This is a genomic window from Paraburkholderia lebeckiae (assembly GCF_014201005.1).
GTDB lineage: Bacteria > Pseudomonadota > Gammaproteobacteria > Burkholderiales > Burkholderiaceae > Paraburkholderia > Paraburkholderia tuberum.
On record NZ_JACHDK010000008.1, the window covers coordinates 53659 to 72802 of the forward strand.

19 protein-coding genes are annotated in these 19144 nt (G+C 64.8%); 12 read left to right on the forward strand and 7 right to left on the reverse strand.

The window, feature by feature from the left end; genetic code table 11:
- Positions 1 to 23: 23 nt before the first annotated feature.
- Positions 24 to 422: a VOC family protein gene (locus HDG39_RS16935; protein ID WP_184007066.1), complete on the forward strand. Its 399-nt coding sequence runs from the start codon at positions 24 to 26 to the stop codon at positions 420 to 422.
- A gap of 161 nt (positions 423 to 583) precedes the next feature.
- Positions 584 to 1510, forward strand: coding sequence for a polyphosphate kinase 2 (ppk2, locus tag HDG39_RS16940; protein ID WP_184007067.1), 927 nt, complete (start codon positions 584 to 586; stop codon positions 1508 to 1510).
- Between the two features lie 98 nt (positions 1511 to 1608).
- Here ppk2 and HDG39_RS16945 read toward each other — a convergent pair whose 3' ends face one another.
- Entirely contained in the window at positions 1609 to 3195 is a 1587-nt protein-coding gene (locus HDG39_RS16945) for an inorganic phosphate transporter (protein ID WP_184007068.1), read from the reverse strand.
- A 236-nt stretch (positions 3196 to 3431) separates the two neighbouring features.
- The gene (locus HDG39_RS16950; protein WP_184007069.1) at positions 3432 to 4025 is read right to left on the reverse strand and encodes a short chain dehydrogenase; all 594 of its coding nucleotides are present in this window, start codon (positions 4023 to 4025) and stop codon (positions 3432 to 3434) included.
- 169 nt (positions 4026 to 4194) lie between these two features.
- Between HDG39_RS16950 and HDG39_RS16955 the strand changes: the two genes are divergently transcribed.
- Positions 4195 to 5028: a CHAD domain-containing protein gene (locus tag HDG39_RS16955; protein ID WP_184007464.1), complete on the forward strand. Its 834-nt coding sequence runs from the start codon at positions 4195 to 4197 to the stop codon at positions 5026 to 5028.
- Positions 5029 to 5197: 169 nt separating this feature from the next.
- Positions 5198 to 6727, forward strand: coding sequence for a sensor domain-containing diguanylate cyclase (locus tag HDG39_RS16960; protein WP_260327999.1), 1530 nt, complete (start codon positions 5198 to 5200; stop codon positions 6725 to 6727).
- Between the two features lie 64 nt (positions 6728 to 6791).
- Here the strand turns inward: HDG39_RS16960 and HDG39_RS16965 are convergent, their stop codons facing one another.
- From HDG39_RS16965 to HDG39_RS16975, 3 genes are all read right to left on the reverse strand, one after another.
- On the reverse strand, positions 6792 to 7889 hold the full coding sequence (locus HDG39_RS16965) for a VTT domain-containing protein (protein ID WP_184007071.1): 1098 nt from the start codon (positions 7887 to 7889) through the stop codon (positions 6792 to 6794).
- 218 nt (positions 7890 to 8107) lie between these two features.
- Entirely contained in the window at positions 8108 to 8746 is a 639-nt protein-coding gene (gene folE, locus HDG39_RS16970; protein WP_184007072.1) for a GTP cyclohydrolase I FolE, read from the reverse strand.
- Positions 8747 to 8882: 136 nt separating this feature from the next.
- Positions 8883 to 9812, reverse strand: coding sequence for a LysR family transcriptional regulator (locus tag HDG39_RS16975; RefSeq protein WP_018423572.1), 930 nt, complete (start codon positions 9810 to 9812; stop codon positions 8883 to 8885).
- A gap of 416 nt (positions 9813 to 10228) precedes the next feature.
- Between HDG39_RS16975 and HDG39_RS16980 the strand changes: the two genes are divergently transcribed.
- From HDG39_RS16980 to pcaC, 5 genes are all read left to right on the forward strand, one after another.
- Positions 10229 to 10936 (forward strand): 3-oxoacid CoA-transferase subunit A, encoded by a 708-nt coding sequence (locus tag HDG39_RS16980; protein WP_018423571.1) that lies wholly within the window; start codon positions 10229 to 10231, stop codon positions 10934 to 10936.
- Positions 10937 to 10949: 13 nt separating this feature from the next.
- Positions 10950 to 11609 carry a 3-oxoacid CoA-transferase subunit B gene (locus HDG39_RS16985; protein WP_018423570.1) on the forward strand — a complete coding sequence of 220 codons (660 nt, stop codon included), beginning with the start codon at positions 10950 to 10952 and terminating at the stop codon, positions 11607 to 11609.
- Positions 11610 to 11904: 295 nt separating this feature from the next.
- Positions 11905 to 13284, forward strand: coding sequence for a 3-carboxy-cis,cis-muconate cycloisomerase (locus tag HDG39_RS16990; protein WP_184007073.1), 1380 nt, complete (start codon positions 11905 to 11907; stop codon positions 13282 to 13284).
- Between the two features lie 5 nt (positions 13285 to 13289).
- The gene (gene pcaD / locus HDG39_RS16995; RefSeq protein WP_184007074.1) at positions 13290 to 14081 is read left to right on the forward strand and encodes a 3-oxoadipate enol-lactonase; all 792 of its coding nucleotides are present in this window, start codon (positions 13290 to 13292) and stop codon (positions 14079 to 14081) included.
- On the forward strand, positions 14078 to 14479 hold the full coding sequence (pcaC, locus tag HDG39_RS17000) for a 4-carboxymuconolactone decarboxylase (protein WP_184007075.1): 402 nt from the start codon (positions 14078 to 14080) through the stop codon (positions 14477 to 14479). The genes pcaD and pcaC overlap by 4 nt, the downstream gene beginning before the upstream one ends.
- Before the next feature lie 67 nt (positions 14480 to 14546).
- Here pcaC and HDG39_RS17005 read toward each other — a convergent pair whose 3' ends face one another.
- Together HDG39_RS17005 and HDG39_RS17010 are read right to left on the reverse strand one after the other, a co-directional pair.
- Positions 14547 to 14705 carry a hypothetical protein gene (locus HDG39_RS17005; RefSeq protein ID WP_184007076.1) on the reverse strand — a complete coding sequence of 53 codons (159 nt, stop codon included), beginning with the start codon at positions 14703 to 14705 and terminating at the stop codon, positions 14547 to 14549.
- A 319-nt stretch (positions 14706 to 15024) separates the two neighbouring features.
- Entirely contained in the window at positions 15025 to 15717 is a 693-nt protein-coding gene (locus HDG39_RS17010; RefSeq protein ID WP_184007077.1) for a TetR family transcriptional regulator, read from the reverse strand.
- A gap of 289 nt (positions 15718 to 16006) precedes the next feature.
- Here HDG39_RS17010 and HDG39_RS17015 point away from each other — a divergent pair, with 289 nt between their 5' ends.
- Genes HDG39_RS17015 through HDG39_RS17025 form a run of 3 tightly spaced genes read left to right on the forward strand, consistent with a single transcriptional unit; the run spans position 16007 to position 19125 of the window.
- Positions 16007 to 17596: a 6-hydroxynicotinate reductase gene (locus HDG39_RS17015; protein ID WP_184007078.1), complete on the forward strand. Its 1590-nt coding sequence runs from the start codon at positions 16007 to 16009 to the stop codon at positions 17594 to 17596.
- A 24-nt stretch (positions 17597 to 17620) separates the two neighbouring features.
- Positions 17621 to 18559, forward strand: a complete 939-nt coding sequence (locus tag HDG39_RS17020) for a UPF0280 family protein (protein ID WP_184007079.1) — start codon at positions 17621 to 17623, stop codon at positions 18557 to 18559.
- Complete coding sequence (locus HDG39_RS17025) at positions 18535 to 19125, forward strand: amino acid synthesis family protein (protein ID WP_184007080.1); 591 nt, start codon at positions 18535 to 18537, stop codon at positions 19123 to 19125. Before HDG39_RS17020 ends, HDG39_RS17025 begins: the two co-directional genes overlap by 25 nt.
- Positions 19126 to 19144 lie beyond the last annotated feature (19 nt).

Consider the following 19144-nt stretch of genomic DNA (forward strand, 5'->3'; position numbering starts at 1 on the left):
CTCGCGCCACGGAGACCCTGTTCATGTCCGCATCTAACGCTTCAGCGCCGCAATCCCCGCAGCCGGGTCCACGCATCGAGTCGCTCAGCGCGATCACGCTCGCCACCGGCGACATGCAGCGCGCCATCGCGTTCTACGAAGCGCTCGGCTTCCCGCTCAAGTTCGGCGGTCCGCGCGAGGCCTTCACGTCGTTCGCGTTCGGCAGTTCGTATCTGAACCTGATCGCCGATGCGCGCGCGCCGGTCAACTGGTGGGGGCGCGTGATCATCTACGTGTCGGACGTAGACGCGTTCCATGCCAGGGCGGTGGCGGCAGGCTTGCAGCCGACTTTCGCGCCGTCGGATGCGCCGTGGGGCGAGCGCTATTTTCATATCACCGATCCGGACGGCCACGAACTGAGCTTCGCGCGGCCGCTGCCCTAGCGGTGGAAGTCGAGACAAACTCGCTATCATGGGGTTGATACGCATGTGCAGCGGCCGCCCACGCGGTAACACGGCTGACACCTCGAGCTTCGATAATCGAACGCGACCGCGTCGCGCTCGCCGCCGCGCGCCATCCCATTCCTGTTGCGAGGAGAGCCGCAATGAAAGAGCCGGACCCGACACCCGATATCGAATTGATGGCGGAGCGGCAACGCCGTTTCGAGGAAGACCTCATCGATGCCTACGACGAAGAACTCGAAATGGAGGTCGACGACCGCATCATCGATGGCCCGGGCGGCTTTACGCCCGAGCATCGCGAGGCGCGCAAGCAGTACTTCCGCGAACTGTTCCGGCTGCAGGGAGAACTGGTCAAGCTGCAGGACTGGATCGTCGCGTCCGGGCACCGGCTCGTCGTGATCTTCGAGGGGCGCGACGCGGCCGGCAAGGGCGGCGCGATCAAGCGCATCACCCAGCGCCTCAATCCGCGCGTGTGCCGAGTGGCCGCATTGCCCGCGCCGAACAATCGCGAGCGCACGCAATGGTATTTCCAGCGCTATGTATCGCATCTGCCGGCGGGCGGCGAGATGGTGCTATTCGATCGCAGCTGGTACAACCGCGCGGGCGTCGAGCGCGTGATGAACTTCTGCACCGACGAGGAATACGAAGAGTTTTTCCGCTCGGTGCCGGAGTTCGAAAAGATGCTGGCGCGCAGCGGCGTGCAGATCCTCAAGTACTGGTTTTCGATCACCGACGAAGAGCAGGAAATCCGCTTCCAGAACCGCATTCGCGATCCGCTCAAGCAGTGGAAGCTGAGTCCGATGGATCTGGAAAGCCGGCGCCGCTGGGAAGCCTATACGCTGGCGAAGGAGGTGATGCTGCAGCGCTCGCATATCCCCGAGGCGCCGTGGTGGGTCGTGCAGGCCGTCGACAAGAAACGCGCGCGCCTGAACTGCATTCAGCATCTGCTGGGCCAGGTGCCGTATCACGAGATCGAGCATCCGCAAATCGACTTGCCGTCGCGTGTCTATCACGAAGACTATAGCCGTCAGCCGGTGCCTCAGTCGATGATCGTGCCCGAGGTGTATTAAAAGCGGATCGTATGAAATAGCTGGCCAACGAAAAAGCGCGGTACGTGTATGAGCGTACCGCGCTTTTCTTCTTGCTTCGCCCCGCCAGATCGGCGAACTCAGAACACCGAACGGAATACCCAGAACAGCCCGCCCGCGAGCGCGATCGACGCGGGCAACGTCAGCACCCATGCGAGGATCAGACTGCGCATCGTGGCCCATTGCAGACCCGAGCCGTTGGCCGCCATCGTGCCGGCCACGCCGGAAGAGAGCACATGGGTCGTCGACACCGGCAGACCGTAGACGTCGGCGGCACCGATCGTGACCATCGCGACGAGTTCAGCCGACGCGCCCTGGCCGTACGTCAGATGCTGTTTGCCGATCTTCTCGCCCACCGTCACGACGATGCGCTTCCAGCCGACCATCGTGCCGAGACCCAGCGCGATCGCGACCGCCACCTTGACCCACGGCGGAATGAACTTGGTCGCGTGGTCGATCTGCGTTCTGAAGTTGGCGATGACCTTCGCGTCTTCGGGCGAGAACTGCGGCTGATTGGCCTTCTGCATCAGACGGATCGCCTCGGAGGTGACATACATGTTGTTGCGCACGTTATCGACGATGCCTTGCGGCACTGCGGCCATCGAGCCCGACTCGCCGACCTGGCGACCGATCTGCTCGGTCAGCTGCTGCAGCGCCGGCAGCGTGGCGGGCGTCAACTGACGGGTGCGCACGAAGGCCTCGACGTCGGCGCGCGGATCCGCGGAAGGCGCCGCGCCCTGCGTGTAGCGCGACAGCGTCGCCACGGTTTGATGCGCGACCGCGACGAAGTTCTGCGTTTGCGCCGGCGTGACCGCCTTGTTCAGCGCGTAGGCGGTGGGCACGGTACCGATCAGGATCAGCATGATCAGCCCCATGCCTTTCTGGCCGTCGTTCGAGCCATGCGCGAACGACACGCCCGTGCAGGTCAGAATCAGCAGGCAGCGAATCCAGAACGGCGGCGGCTCCTTGCCCTTCGGCTCGGCATACAGCGCGGGCACGCGCACGACGGCCTTAAGGATCAGCAGCAGCAGGCCCGCAAGCAGAAAGCCCACGATCGGCGAAAACAGCAGCGACTTGCCGACGCCGAGCGCCTGATTCCAGTCCACGCCACTGGTGCCGTTCGCACCGTGCAGCATCTGATTCATCAGACCGACGCCGATGATCGAGCCGATCAGCGTGTGCGAACTCGAAGACGGCAGGCCCAAAGACCACGTGCCCAGATTCCAGATGATCGCGGCGATCAGCAGCGCGAATACCATCGCGAAGCCGGCGCTGCTGCCAACCTGCAGAATCAACTCGACGGGCAGCAATTGCAGCACGCCGAAGGCGACCGCTCCGCTCGACGTCAGCACGCCCAGAAAATTCCACGCGCCGGACCAGACCACCGCGATATTCGGCGTCAGCGAGTGGGTATAGATGACGGTGGCGACGGCGTTGGCCGTATCGTGAAAGCCATTGACGAACTCGAAGCCGAGCGCGATCAGCAGCGCGACACCGAGCAGCAGATACGGCAGCACCGAGCTTTCGCGTACGGGCTGCAGATCGTCTATCAGATGAACGCCGCAGTACACGACGCCCGCGATGAGCAGGGCAACGAAAATAACCAGGCCGGCGCTACGGCCTTTGCCGCTGGCAGCGCCTGGTTGCGGATACGAAAGTTCCGGCATGACGTGAGCCCCAAAAAGTGGTCGCAGAGTTTTTGATGCTGCTTTCGCTGTGTGTCGCAATGATGACAACTGCGTGACGGCATTGGGGGCGCAGGAAAAACAGACGCGGCGCGGCCTATGCTGCGCCGCTCACGCCGGTAAAGACTACGCAGGCTGGTGGACGGGAATAGTAAGACGTCCGAAGCGGACTAAGCAAGTGATGAATAACACGAGCGGCGAGTGGGCTTCGGTTGCGGTCACGATGCGCTGACTACTTCGCCGCTTGCGCTGCCACCGAGGGTGCGTTTATAAGCTTCCGCGACGATTTCCGCTGGTACCCCGTGCGACGGATCGCGGCCCATCGATTCGAGCGTTTCGGCGACCCACCCCGGGCTCACCACATTGACGCGGGCCTTGCCCCGCAATTCGAGCGCGGCCGAGCGCGCGAACGCTTCGACACCCGCATTGACGATGCTGACGGCGGCGCTGCCTTCCATCGGCTGTTGCGCGAGCACGCCGCTCGTCAGTGTGAACGAGCCGCCTTGCGACACATGGTCCACCCCGCAGCGCACCAGATTGACCTGGCCCATCAATTTATTGGCAAGACTAAAAGAAAAGTCTTCGTCGCCAAGCGCCGCGAACGGCGCGAATTTCGCCGAGCCGGCCGCGCAGATGATCGCGTCGAAGCTGCCGGCTTGCGCATACATCGCTTCGATGCTGCTTTTGTCCGACAGGTCGACATGCAGTTTCGAGCCTTTGCGGCTCGCGCCGACCACGTCATGCTCGGTGGCGAGCAGCCTCACGATGTGCGAACCGAGCAGGCCGGTCGCACCGACAACGAGTATTCGCATACATCCTCCTAAGGTCTGATTGCGGCATTTGCCGCGCTGCACACAGCATCGTCAAGCCGAAGCACTCGCCGCACCGAACCGTGCAACGCGCGATCCTATAGGTCGAGGATAGACGCTGCCAGCGCGACGCGCCAACGCGTGAGGAAAGAGCCGGCTGACACGCGCCCCGATCCTCCTGAGCATCATTTTTGCTACCTACGAACCGGCACAGCGAGCCTTCACTTCCTATGCCGCGCCGCTCGTCGATGAGGCGATCCGGCTCGCCAACGGGGTGCACGGCGACGCGTCACCCGAAGCGCTGCACAAACTGCGCGTTTCGCTGCGGCGTTTGCGTTCGTTATGGTGGGCTTTCGCACCGCTGCTCGACAAGGGCGAAAATTCCCGGCAACGCGCGGTCTACAAGTTTCTCGCCACCGCGGCGGGTAAAACGCGCGATTGGGACATCCTGATCGCGTTGCTCAAACAGGAAGACAGCGGCGCGCAAGCATTGATGCCGAAGCTCGAGCAGGCGCGCCGCGACACGTTGGCGACCAGCCGCAAGACGTTGTTGAACGCCGACGTCAAACACCTGCTGCGCGATGCGTTGGCCACCACTTCCGCGCAACTGCACGCCACGCACGATTCGGCTATTGCGCTGCGCAAATTTGCCGCTCGACGCATAGGGGCGTCGGAGCACTCATTGAAAAAGCGCATCAAACGCGCACGCCATGCGAAACGCTCGAATTACGCAGCCTTTCACGATGTCAGAAAAGCGGGCAAGAAACTGCGCTATCTGTTCGAGTTTTTCGGGCCGGTGCTTAAAATCAGCCATAAGCGCACGCTCAAGCGCCTGAAAAAAATCCAGAAGCGCTTCGGCATGCTCAACGATACCGTCGCGAGCGAAACGCTGTTGCGCGATAATGCCGCGTCGCTTGCCGACGCGGACCACATCGCAGCCGCGTTGGGTTGGCTCGACAGGAAACGCAAACGCCGCTTGCGCGCGGCGTCGGAGCTACTGGGCTGAGAGAGCGCGTTCGGTCCTCGCTAGCGCGGAGGATTCGCAGCCCAAATTGCACGGCGCACCGCGCTGCGGTCCGAAAGAATAGTCCGCGAAGGAGGCGAGGAGCGTGGCACCGCATGGGCTTTCGCTGCGTCATCGGCTGCGCCTGACGTTGCGCGCCGTTCGAGCCGGGATGACCCGCTATGTGGGCAACCGCCCGTGGGTGGCCGGCGTCGCCGGCACGCTCGTCGCGTTGGCGATGTCGATCCTGACGGCTGTGGAGGTCGGCGAAGGCCGCCGCGAAATGCTCGATCATGCGCGCCAGACGTCGCAAAACCTCGTGTCGATCATTTCCGCCGATCTCGCGCGCAACGTCGAAATCTATAGTCTGTCGCTGCAATCGATGGTGGATGCCGCGGGCGATCCGCTCACCTGGACGCTGCCGGTCCCGGTTCGCCAGGCGATGCTATTCGATCGCGCGACCACCGCCGCCTTTCTCGGCGGTGCATATGTAGTCGGCGCCGACGGTGAAGTGGCCGCCGCGCAGTACGCCGACGCCAACACCACCGTCCATCTCGACGATCGCGAATACTTTCAGGTGCAGCAGCGCAATCCGGCGGCGGGCCTGTATTTCTCGCATCCATTCATGTCGCGGCTGCGTGGCGGCAAGCTGTCGATCGCGCTGACGCGGCGCATCGACGATGCGCAAGGCCGCTTTGCCGGCATCGCGCTGCTCGCGATCCGCATCGAGTACTTCCAGCACCTGCTGGACCGGATCGACACCGGCGAGCAGGGCTCGGTTTTCATCGTGATGGCGGACGGCACGCTGCTCGCGCGCAAGCCGATCGACGCGAGCGCTATCGGCACCAGCGTCGCAAAGTCGCCGACCTTCGCACCGATGACGGTGCACGGCTCCGGCAGCTACGTATCGGTCTCGCCGGTCGACGGTGTGCGTCGCATCTTCACCTACACGCGCGTACCGGGCACGCCGCTGATCGTGGCCGTCGCGCCCGCTGTCGATGATGTGCTCGCGCCGTGGCAGCGTCGCAGTCACTTGGCCGCCGCGCTGACCATCTCGTTCGGCTCGGTGTTCGTGCTCGTGTCGTGGCTGCTCGCGTTCGCGCTGCGCGACAAACAGCGCGCGCAGGCCGCGCTGCTGCGTCTTGCCGCGACCGATCCGCTGACCGGGCTCAACAATCGCCGCGTGCTCGACAAGCGGCTCGACGACGAATGGAAGCGGGCGCGACGCGAGAACAAGCCGTTGTCGGTGCTGTTCATCGATATTGATCACTTCAAGCGTTTCAACGATACCTACGGCCATGAGAGCGGCGACGAGGTATTGGTCGCGGTGGCTGATTGCATCGCGTCCGTGGCGCGGCGCTCGGCCGATCTGGTCGCGCGCTACGGCGGCGAAGAGTTCGCGGTGGTGCTGCCGGATACGACCGCGCAGGGCGCGTTCGCGGTCGCGGAGCAGATTCGTCGCAAGGTGGAAAACCAGGTCATCGTGCGCGGACACGATGCGCCGCAGGCGGTGACGGTGAGCGTCGGCTGCGCAACGGCGCTGCCGAGCGCCACGGATTTCGCGAACGGACTCGAGCTGCTGGCCGCCGCTGACGGACAGTTGTATGTGGCGAAGAACGAAGGGCGCAATCGCACCCGGTCGGCGCAGTGGGACGAGTATTCGGCGACGCAGGGGGCGTCGCGCACTGGGGCGGCGCTTTAACGCCAGGTGTTCATTCGCGTGCGCGGGCGCTTCGTCGGCGCAGATTGTCGCGATGCGGCGCGATTCAGGCGCGCTCCGCACTGCGCGGCGCGAAGCCGCGCAACGTCACCGCCGCAGGTGTTTCGTCCCACAACGCCGGGCGCGGCCGATTGGCGGCCGAACCATCCGCGTAAGCCAGCAAGCCCACCGGGAAGCCACGCCGCTGCCATGCATCGAGCCCGCCGCGCAGTGCGCGAATCCGCGTGTAGCCATTGTTGCGCATATGTTGCGAGACTTCGAGCGCGGTCGCGCTGTCCGGGCAGATGCAATAGATGACCATGTCGTGCGTGCGCAGCGCGCCGTCGATCTGCTCAGGCGAATGCGGATCGAGCGCGCGCGCGTCGGGAATCTGGCGTTGCAGATCGAGCAGCGGAGCGCCGGGCCGCGCATCGAGCACGCGGGACGGCGCCATGCGGCTCAGGCGGCCGGAGCGCCGCCAGCGCCACGGGATCCTCGACGCGGCGGCACTCGCCGATGAGGCCTGCGTCGGCGCGGCTTTGGCCGACGTGGCGCGCGTGAACCGGCGCCGTTCGTAATATCGCAGATACAGCCGGTAGAGCAGATAGACGAGCGCCACCGCAAGAAGAATGTCGGCGATTGTGCCGCCGCGCTGCTCGACGAACGCGCGCAGCATATGCACCTCGCGTTCCACGGCCGCGCCGCCGAGCAGCCAGAACGTCGCCCACGCGATCACGCTCGCCAGATCCCATAGTGCGTAGATGCGGATGTCGACGGCGGTCGTGCCCATTAGCGGCGGCGTGATCAGGCCGAAGCCGGGCACGAACTTCGAAATCGACACCAGCGGCACGCCATAGCGTTCGAATAGCGCGCGCGCGGTTTCCAGCCTCGTATCGACGGCGGGCGACAAGCGGCCGAGCCACGCGAGCAGTTTGCGTCCATACAGCCGGCCCGCCGCGAACCAGGTGCCGTCGCCGATCAATGCGCCGAGCACCGCCGCGCCGAGGGTCGGCCAGAACGCCAGGGTGCCCGCGGCGATCGCCGAGCCCGCGAACAGCAGCATCGGCACGGCCGGAATCGGTACGCCGAGGCGCGTCAGCAGGACGTTGACGAACACGATAGTGCTGCCCCAGGTTGAAACCGCCGACAACGGAAACTCGACCAATTGAGGCGCTCCTGTTGCTGCTGTTGGGCTGGCATGCGTGGACGGCCGGTGTCGAACATCGGCCTCAATCGCCAATACGCAACTAACTGTCAACCCCGCGTGCCTACCGCAACGTGGCCGGCGCGCTTGAAGAGAGTACGCGCGGGCGCGCACTCTGGATTCGCAGGGGCGGGGGGTGCCTCGTCAACGAACCACAAGCAGTCCCCGGGTCCACCTCATCAGGTATTCGGCACCGCCATCACGCCCGGATTCCCGACGATCGCCAGAAACTCCCGCCGTGTCGACGGATCGGTGCGGAACGTGCCGAGCATGCGCGACGTGACCATCGTGACGCCCGCCTTGTGCACGCCACGCGTCGACATGCACTGATGCGCGGCTTCGAGAATCACGCCCACGCCGGCCGGCTGCAGCACGTCGTTCAGCGTATCGGCGATCTGCACCGTCATCTTTTCCTGAATCTGCAGCCGTTTCGCGAACGCATCGACAAGACGCGCGAGCTTCGAAATGCCGACCACGCGATGATTCGGCAGATACGCGACGTGCGCGCGTCCGATGATCGGCACCATATGGTGCTCGCAATAGCTTTCGAAGCGGATGTCCTTCAGCACGATCATTTCGTCGTAGCCGTCCACTTCGGAGAAGGTACGCGCGAGGATGTCGCGCGGATCGATCTGATAGCCGACGAAGAACTCCTCGTAAGCGCGCGTCACGCGTGCCGGCGTGTCGATCAGGCCCTCGCGCTGCGGATCGTCGCCGGCCCAGCGCAGCAGCACGCGCACGGCTGCCTCGGCTTCTTCGCGGCTCGGGCGTTCGGCGGCCGCTACGGGTTTGGTTTTTTTTGCCTTGCTGCTGGTCATGCGTCGTCCTCCTGGATCGCGCGTCGACGCTGCGCGACGCGCGGGGTCAGTAACTGAGGTCATTGTTCCATGTTTTGCGCTGAAGGTGCCGATGCCCCTTTCGCGGCCGGGGCAGTCGCGGGCGTGCTGCGCACGGCTACTTCGGCCATTCGTCCATCGCATCGTTGAACAGTTCGGCGACCACGCCGCGCAGCCAGCCGAGGCGTGGATCGTTATGAAACTTGCGATGCCAGTGCTGCCGCAGATCGAAGCGCGGCAACGGCAGCGGCGGCTCGACGAGCATGATCGACGCATGCTCCGACACGTACGCGAAGCCGATCGCGTGCGGCACGGTCGCGAGCAGATCGGTGCGCGCGAGGATGAAAGGCAGGCTCATGAAGTGCGGCGTTTCGAGCACCGCCCGCCGTCTGATGCGTTTCTTTTCGAGGTACTGCTCGAGCACTTCCTGGCTGCGTCCCTCGGCGCGCACGACCGCATGCCCGGACGCCACGTATTGCTCGAGCGTGAGCGGTCCCTTCGACAGCGGATGTCCGCTGCGCATCAGGCAGATGAAGCGATGCGTGAAGAGCCGCTGCTGAAAGAAGTTGTTGCCCGCCAGGTCCGGAAAATACCCGACGGCGAGATCGACATCGCCCGATTCGAGCCCGCGTTCCACTTGCGACGGCGACAGCGTGACCGAGCGCAGATTCGCGGACGGCGCGCGCTCGGCGAACAGCTGCAAAAGACGCGGCAGAAACACGATTTCGCCGACGTCGGACAGCGCGATCGAAAACGTGTGCGTGCTCGTCGCCGGATCGAAATCCTGCACGTCGAGCATGCCTTTCTCGATGCGCAGCAACGCGTCGCGCGCGGCGGGCAGGATTGCGAGCGCTCGCGGTGTCGGCTCCATGCCTTTCGACGTGCGCACGAACAGCGGATCGTCGAAGTATTCGCGCAGGCGCCCCAGCGCGGTGCTCACGCGCGGCTGGCTCACGCCGAGCTGCTCGGCGGCGCGGCTCACGTTGCGCGTATCTTCCATCGCGACCAGATAGGGGATCAGGTTCAGATCCAGATGTGTCTCGGACATGCTTATGACTCGCAGGGCGGGTGGGGCACGGTAACGCTTATGCCGAATCGTTATAGAGCCTAGTTGAAAAATCGCCCATAAGGATAGTGGGATTTTGCGCGGCCGGCATTTTCGCGCGCAGGGCGAGTGCAGGACGACGGCATCCCGGACCTTCGCCGCCGCGCGCGGCGACCTATGATGAAGGGGGTTTCCCTGCCTTGACAATCGGCCCACCGGACAACCATAATCGCCGAGTCGTTCGCTAAACGAATCACTGTTCACGCAACGAACAAATTCAGCGGCGAATCAATCGAAGGCGCCAGCCCGCTCTCCCCTCGCGAGCCGTCGCCAGCATGCCCGGAGACTGTTTCCGCGCGTGCTTTGCCGGTTACGGCTGTCAGCCCAGCGGCACGTAGCGCCCCCAAAGGAAATTCGACATGATCAACAAGATTTTCGAGACACTTCAATCGGCGGTCGCCGATGTCCACGACGGCGCGACCGTCATGATCGGCGGCTTCGGCACGGCCGGCATGCCGTCCGAGTTGATCGACGCGCTGATCGAGCAGGGCGCGCGCGAGCTCACCATCGTCAACAACAATGCAGGTAACGGCGATATCGGCCTCGCGGCGCTGCTGAAGGCCAAGCGCGTACGCAAGATCATCTGCTCGTTCCCGCGTCAGACCGACTCGTATGTGTTCGACGCGCTCTATCGCGCCGGCGAAATCGAACTCGAACTCGTGCCGCAAGGCAACCTCGCCGAGCGCATCCGCGCGGCGGGGGCGGGCATCGGCGGCTTCTTCACGCCGACCGCGTACGGCACCAAGCTCGCCGAAGGCAAGGAAACGCGCCTGATCGACGGCCGTCACTACGTTCTCGAAGCGCCGCTGCACGCGGACTTCGCGCTGATCAAGGCGTACAAGGGCGATCGCTGGGGCAACCTGATCTATCGCAAGACCGCGCGTAACTTCGGGCCGATCATGGCGAGCGCCGCGAAGACCGCGATCGTGCAGGTGTCGGAAGTGGTGCCGCTCGGCGGCCTCGATCCGGAAGAAATCGTCACGCCCGGCATTTTCGTGCAACGCGTGATCGCGGTGCCGCAAGCGGCGCATGCCCCCACGCCCAATCCTCACGACGCTGCTGCCTGACCCGGAGACCGACATGAAGAAACTGACCCGCGATGAAATGGCCAAGCGCGTTGCCCAGGACATCCCTGAAGGCGCTTACGTGAACCTCGGCATCGGCGTACCGACGCTGGTGGCGAATCACCTCGCCGCAGACAAGGAAATCTTCCTGCACAGCGAAAACGGTCTGCTCGGCATGGGCCCGGCACCGGCGAAGGGCCAGGAAGACGACGAACTGATCAACGCCGGCAAGCAGCACGTCACGCTGCTGACGGGCGGCGCCTACTTCCATCACGCGGATTCGTTCGCGATGATGCGGGGCGGCCATCTGGATTTCTGCGTGCTCGGCGCGTTCCAGGTGTCGGCGAAGGGCGATCTCGCGAACTGGCACACCGGCGCACCCGACGCGATTCCGGCGGTCGGTGGCGCGATGGACCTCGCGATCGGCGCGAAGCAGGTCTACGTGATGATGGAGCACCTGACCAAGCAGGGCGAGAGCAAGATCACCGCCGAGTGCTCGTACCCGGTCACCGGTATCGGTTGCGTGACCCGTATCTATACGGACCTCGCAATGATCGACGTCACGAAGGAAGGCCTCGTCGTGCGCGAGATTTTCACGGACATCGGCTTCGACGAACTGCTGAAGCTGACCGGTGTGCCGATGACCGACGGCACGCAGGCCGCGCGCGCGGCCTGATGGTTGGCTGAGGCGTCGCGGCGGCGGTCTGCTTTGCGGCCGCGTCGATGGCGTCTCGTCTGAAAGCAGCATTGCGCGAACGGGTCAGCGCTGTCGGGGCAAACTCCTCGTCAGCGCTGGCCTGGCAACTTCAGCGACGGGCTGACCACGTTTGGCGCACAATACGCAGCACATACCGCGTCATACGCACGGCACGAGCGCGGCACGAGTGCTTGCTCCGCCACGGCGTCTGCTTCGAACCGCCGCGCGCCGTGCCGCTTCTTCGCTTCCGATTCCCTCAAACATCGTCGTCACCATGCTCGACTCCAGCGCCCGTCTGACTGGCCTTCTTTGCGGCACACAGCCGATGAACGACATCTGGGCGCCGCGTGCCACGCTGCAGCGGATGCTCGACGTCGAAGCCGCGCTCGCGCGTGCCTCTGCCGCGCACAAAGTCATTCCCGAAGCCGCCGTCCCCGCGATCGAAGCGGCCTGCCAGGCCGACCGGCTCGACGCCGATGCGCTCGCACGCGACGCCGCGCTCGGCGGTAACCTCGCGATTCCGCTCGTCAAGCAACTGACTGCACGCGTCAAAGCCGCCGATGCCGAAGCTGGCAAATACGTGCATTGGGGCGCGACGAGCCAGGACATCATCGACACCGCGACGGTACTGCAACTGCGCGACACCTTCGACCTGCTCGACAGCGGCCTGCAAGCCACCTGCGACGCGGTCGCGAAACTCGCGGCCACCCATCGCGCGACACCAATGATCGGCCGCACGTGGCTGCAACAGGCGCTGCCGATTACGCTGGGTCTGAAGTTCGCGCAATGGCTCGACGCGCTGTTGCGTCATCGCGAGCGGCTCGATGCGTTGCGCGAACGTGTGCTGGTGCTGCAATTCGGCGGCGCGGCCGGCACCCTCGCGAGTCTGCGCGAGGCGGCGCCGCAGGTCACGCAGTCGCTCGCCAAGGAACTCGGCCTCGCGGTGCCGACCTTGCCGTGGCACACGCAGCGCGATCGCATCGCCGAGACGGCGTCGCTGTTCGGCATGCTGATCGGCACGCTCGGCAAGATCGCGCGCGACGTGTCGCTGCAGATGCAAACCGAAATCGACGAACTCGCCGAACCGGCCGCGGCCGGCAAGGGCGGATCGTCGACGATGCCGCACAAGCGCAACCCGGTAGGTTGCGCGGCGGTGCTGACGGCCGCGACGCGCGCGCCCGGCCTCGTGGCGACCGTGTTCGCCGGCATGGTGCAGGAGCACGAACGCGCGCTCGGAGGTTGGCAGGCCGAATGGGACGCGCTGCCGGATCTCGCGCGCATCGCGGGCGGCGCGCTCGCGAACATCGAACAGATCGCGTCCGGCTTGAGCGTGAACGTACCGCGCCTCGCCGCGAATCTCGACGTCACCCGCGGCCTGATCCTCGGCGAAGCGGTGATGCTCGCGCTCGGCGATTCCGTCGGCCGGCTCGACGCGCATCATCTGGTCGAGCGCGCGTCGAAGGCGGCGATCCGCGACGGCAAGACGCTGTATGACGTGCTCGCCGCCGACTCTGCCGTCACCGAACATCTTTCGCTCGAGCGCCTGAAGCAGTTGCTCGATCCCGCTCAATACGTCGGCCAGGCGCACGCATATGTCGACGCCGCGCTGGCGCTTCACACCACGCGCGCGCAGCGCGCCCATTCCAAGGAGTAACCGGCATGCCCTACGCCGCTGTCAACGGCACCGAGCTTCACTATCGCATCGACGGCGATCGTCACGGCCACGCGCCGTGGCTCGTACTGTCGAATTCGCTCGGCTGCGATATGTCCATGTGGACGCCGCAGGTCGCGGCGTTGTCGAAGCACTTCCGCGTGCTGCGCTACGACACACGCGGCCACGGTCATTCGGAAGCGCCGAAGGGTCCGTACACGATCGAGCAGCTGAGCGGCGACGTGCTCGGCCTGATGGATACGCTGAAGATCGCGCGCGCGAATTTCTGCGGCATATCGATGGGCGGCCTGACCGGCGTCGCACTCGCCGCGCGTCATGGCGACCGCTTCGCGCGCATCGTGCTGAGCAACACCGCCGCGCGCATCGGCTCGCCGGAAGTGTGGGTGCCGCGTGCCGCGAAGGCGCGCAGCGAAGGCATGTTCGCGCTCGCCGACGCGGTGCTGCCGCGCTGGTTCACGGCCGACTTCATTGAGCGCGAGCCGGTCGTGCTGGCGATGATCCGCGACGTGTTCGTGCATACCGACAAGGAAGGCTACGCATCGAACTGCGACGCGATCGACGCAGCCGATCTGCGCCCCGAAGCGCCGGGTATCAAGCTGCCGACGCTGGTGATCAGCGGCACGCACGATCTGGCTGCCACGGCCGCGCAAGGCCGCGAACTCGCCCAGGCGATTCCGGGCGCGCGCTACGTCGAACTCGACGCCTCGCATATTTCCAACATCGAAAAGGTCGGCGAGTTCACGAAGTCCGTGCTCGACTTCCTGACGGAGGCAAAATGAACGACGAAGACCGTTACGAAGCCGGAATGGGGGTGCGTCGCGCGGTGCTGGGCAACGCGCACGTCGACCGTTCGCTCGCGAACCGCACCGAGCTGACCGAGGAGTTCCAGAACCTGATCACGCGTTATGCATGGGGCGAAATCTGGATGCGTGAAGGTCTGCCGCGTCATACGCGCAGCCTGCTGACGATCGCGATGATGGTTGCGCTCAATCGCAGCGAAGAACTCGCGCTGCATCTGCGCGCTGCCAAAAACAACGGCGTGACGCGCGAGCAGATCAAGGAAGTGCTGCTGCAGACCGCGATCTACTGCGGCGTGCCGGCGGCTAACTCCGCGTTTCACCTCGCCGACAAGCTGTTCCGCGAGGATGATGCGGCGGCCGCGGCGGCGAAGTCGTAAAGACTGAGCACGCGCAACTGGCCCTGCGCATCGCGCAGGATCAGGTCGAAGGTGAGGGCAGGCGTGCTCACGACGGACTCCGCAGCTCACGCGGGAAACGCTGCACGGCCACCCGCGCGATCTGCTGCACCCGACGGTGGGTCGCCTTCGACACCGCGCGCAGTTCATCGAGCAGTTCCTGCGGCAGGTACTGGCGGTAGGAAGGGTTGCGGTAGCGGCCGGCCATTTCAGTTCGTGCATTCCGACCGGCCGCGACAGGTCAGGATGGGGCGGCGAACGGTCAAAATCATAGTGTGTGGTTATTCAAATCCGTCCTTTACAGTGGGCCGATTCGTGGGGAAAACGGAACCACGCTGCAGATGTGCAAAAGCCGGACGTTAAGAACGTCAGCGCAGTGAAGCCTCAAGCCACAAAAACCGCAGCAAACGGAAGCCGCAAAACGAAAACGCCTGTTACCGTTGTGGAGGAATGCGCGCCGTTCAGGATTGGTATCGAAGGAATGCGCACGGCATTCCTTCGCGAATTCGGCGGGCGCCGATATTTTTTTATACGGTAGTCGTCGCTACAACGCTCACCGGCACCTGCACGCACACCGCGCGCAACACCGTTTCCTTGATCACCTCGCGCCAATGCGCGAGCGCCGCCTTGTCCATCAGCGGCTCGCCGAGAAACGCGCCGAGCGTGTGCTGATTGGCGTTATAGAAATAGCCGAGCGACGCGATCATCAGATACACGTCGCGTGCCTCGATATCGGCGCGAAACACGTGCTGCGCGCGACCCGCGTCCAATAGCTTCTGCACGACCGAAATCGCGTAGCCCGAAATCTCCTTGAGCTTCAGCGATTTTTTCGCATGCTTGCCCTGGTGCAGGTTTTCGCTCGACAGCAACGTGACGAACTCCGGGTGATCGAGGTAGTACTGCCAGACGAACTCGACCATCTGTTCGAGGCCGTGCACCGGATCGCGCAGATCGAGATCGAGTTTGCTTTCCGCTTCGTTGAACTGCGTGTAGATCGTTTCCAGCACTTCGATGAACAACTGCTCCTTGCTGCCGAAGTAGTAATAGATCATCCGGTCGTGCGAACGCGCAGCCTTCGAAATACTTTCGATGCGGCCGCTCGCATAACCCTGCTTCGCGAACACCCTGATGGCCGCCTTGAGGATCTTGGCGCGCGTGTCCTGCGCCTGTTTCGCGCGGATACCGATGGCGCCCGGCTTGCGGGCGGCGGTGGGGCTCATGACGGTCTCGGATCTCTTTGTCAGCGTAGGTTTGAACGGCGGGCGCGCAGACTCGGCACGCCGATGCCGCATTGCACCATGATCCCGCGTGACGGAAAACACGTTGCACAGTCGATTTTGATCGAGTAGATTTCAATCGAGTTTGGTGTAGAAGATACTACATGAACGGTGAGTGACCGCAACATGAAAATGGGCGGCCCACGCGGAAGTGCCCTGAAACCGGGACGATTCGCGCACCGCGCAGCACCCCCAGCCATGTCGCGCCTGTGATGTCGTACGGAACCCCACGATGACAGAACACACGAAGGTCGATTTCGGTGCAGACAGTGTCGATCGCGATACCGCGTCGACGCCGGGGCCGACCGTGCTCGAAAAGTCGGCGCCGCGCAGCGAGCGCATGGCCGCGAACAAGATCGAATGCAATGCGTGTCCGGTGTTGTGCCAGATCTCGGAAGGGCGCACCGGCGCGTGCGATCGTTATGCGAATGCGGACGGGCGGTTGATACGCGTCGATCCGGTGGTGTTTCTGTCGCGTACCGATGATGCCGACGCCGACCAGGCAAACGCGGCGATTGAATTCGGCACTTCCCCCGCCGCCGACCAAAGCACCGTCGAACCGGCCCTCTTCGTCACCGGCGTCGGTGCCTCCTCGACCTATCCTGACTACAAGCCCGCGCCGTTCATCGTCGCATCGAAGCTCGACGACGTCGACATGGTCACCGTCGTCACCGAAGGCATCTTCAGCTATTGCAGCTTCAAGGTGAAGATCGACACCGACCGCTTTCTCGGCCCCGAACAGGCCAACGTGCGCTGCGACGGCGAGATCGTCGGTCACGTGAGCACGGCCGAATACGGCTCGCAGATGCTGAGCCTCGGCGGCGTCCATCATCTGACCGGCGGCAGCAAGAAAGAAGGCCGCGTGACCTGCGACATGATGCTCGCGCTCGGCAACAAGGAGGCGGTCGAGCTGAGTATCGACGGCGGCGCGAGTCTCGTGATTCGCGCCGGCGTCGCGCCGATCGTCGACGGTGTCGAGGAGCAGCGCATGCGCGTCGGCTGCGGCTCCGCGACGATCGGTATCTTCGCGAAGCAATGGTTCGGCCACGTCGATGAGGTGGTGGTCGTCGACGATCACATTACGGGGGTGCTGACCGAGCACCAGGCGGGCCGCTGCCTCGGCATGACGCGCTCGGGACTCAAGATACGCGGCCGCAAATCGACGCCGGGCCGCTATTTCCAGGTTGCCAATCCTGGCACCGGTTGGGGGGGCACCGACATTCAGGACCCGCTCGCGATCGTCGAAGGATTCGATCCGTCGGTCGCGAAGCCGGGCATGCGCGTGCTGATGGTCTCGACGACCGGCGAACACGCGCAATGGTACGAACTCGACGCACAGCTCGTGCCGCGCATCGCGCCGATGCCCGACGCGGTGCGCCGCACGGTCGAGCGGATCGGCGAGAACTGCGAGCCGTCGCTCGCGACGGTGCTGTTTCTCGGCGGCGCGGGCGGCAGTCTGCGCGCCGGCGCGACCGAGAATCCGGTGCTGCTCACGCGCGCGATCAAGCGCAAGCTCGTCAACGTCACGTGCGGCGGCGCGCCGGCTTATGTGTGGCCGGGCGGCGGCATCACCGTGATGGTCGACGTGACGCGCATGCCGGACCGCTCGTTCGGCACGGTGCCGACACCGGCGCTCGTCGCGCCGATCGAATTCACGATGACGTACGACACGTACCGCGATCTCGGCGGCCACGTCGATGCGGTGCGCTCGTTGCAGAGCGTGCTAGCGAGTGGGCCGACGCATACGGAAGGCGCGCCGCTCGCGCGGCGGACGCTGGCTCGCGATCCGGACAATCCGTGGCCGCCTGCAATGCCCGGTTAAGCGCCTTGACCCAAAAATCACGCGATGACCCCCACCCGAACCCGTCTCGACGAACACCGCTGGCATTGGCAGCACGGGCCGATCGACCTGATTCTCGGCGCCGACGGCGAGCCCGACGCGGTGCGTGCCGCATATGACGCATGCTGGGAGCGCTTCAGTCCTGTGCTGGAGGAGCTGGTCCGCGAATTGAACGTGCTTCGGCAACCAGTGCAGGCTGTGTCGGCATTACATGAGTGCCCGCTTCGAGGGCCGGTCGCGACGCGTATGTGGCGCGCGTGTCATCCGCATCGTTCAAGCTTCATCACGCCGATGGCGGCAGTCGCGGGCAGCGTCGCCGACGAACTGATCGCCGCGTTCGCGCGCGACGGCATCGCGCGCGCCTTCATCAACAACGGCGGCGACATCGCGCTGCAACTCGCGGCGGGGCAGCAGTATCGCGTGGGCGTGTTGGCGGACCTCGCGCAAATTTCGGGCACGCATTTCGCGCACGACCCTGCGCTCGACGCGCATCTGACGCTCGACGCTCGGCAACCGATTCGCGGCGTCGCGACGAGCGGCTGGCGCGGCCGCAGCTTCAGTCTCGGCATCGCCGACAGCGTGACCGTGCTCGCGCGCGATGCCGCTAGCGCCGACGCCGCCGCGACGATGATCGCGAACTCGGTCGATCTCGACCATGCGGGAATCGTGCGGCGTCCGGCGTCGTCGCTGAAGGACGATAGCGATCTCGGCGATCTGCTGGTAACCGTCGACGTGCCGCGTCTGCCGCAGCCGCTGATCGATTTCGCGCTCGCGCGCGGCGTCGATGTCGCGAAGCGGTTGCGCGACCAGGGTTTGATCGAAGGCGCCGCGCTGTTCCTGCAAGGACGGGCGCGGGTCACCGGTATCGACGATTCACGCGCGTTGTCCACCACGCGCGCTTCACTGACAACGGAGGCTCCGTGTTCGAAATACGCCGCGTGCTGACGCACGTCGAAGACATCTTCCACGAGTTCGGCCCCGCGCCCGCGCAGCCGCTCAGACGAGGCGCGATCGCCGCGGTGATGACGAATCCGTTCGCGGGCCGTTACGAGCCGAAAATAGAACCCGCGATGGAAGCGCTGAAGCCGCTCGGCTTCGAGATGGCGCAACGGCTGCTGACGGCGATGGCGGTGCCGCATGCGTCGATCGAAAGCTATGGGAAGGGCGCGATCGTCGGCGCGCGCGGGGAACTCGAGCATGGCGCGCTATGGCATGTGCCCGGCGGCTACGCGATGCGCGAGCTGCTCGAAAAGCACGGCGTGCCGACCAACGCGATCGTGCCGTCGACGAAGAAGGTCGGCGCGCCGTCCACCGCGCTCGACGTGCCGCTCACGCATGTGAACGCGAGCTACGTGCGCAGCCACTTCGATGCGATCGAAGTACGCGTGCCCGGCGCGCCCGCCGCCGACGAGATCGTCTACATCCTCGCGATGAGCACGGGGCAGCGCGTGCATGCGCGGGTGGGCGGCCTCGCGAAAGAGGCGATCGTCGGCAAGGATGGCTTGCGCTGAAGCGGCGCGCGGCAACCAT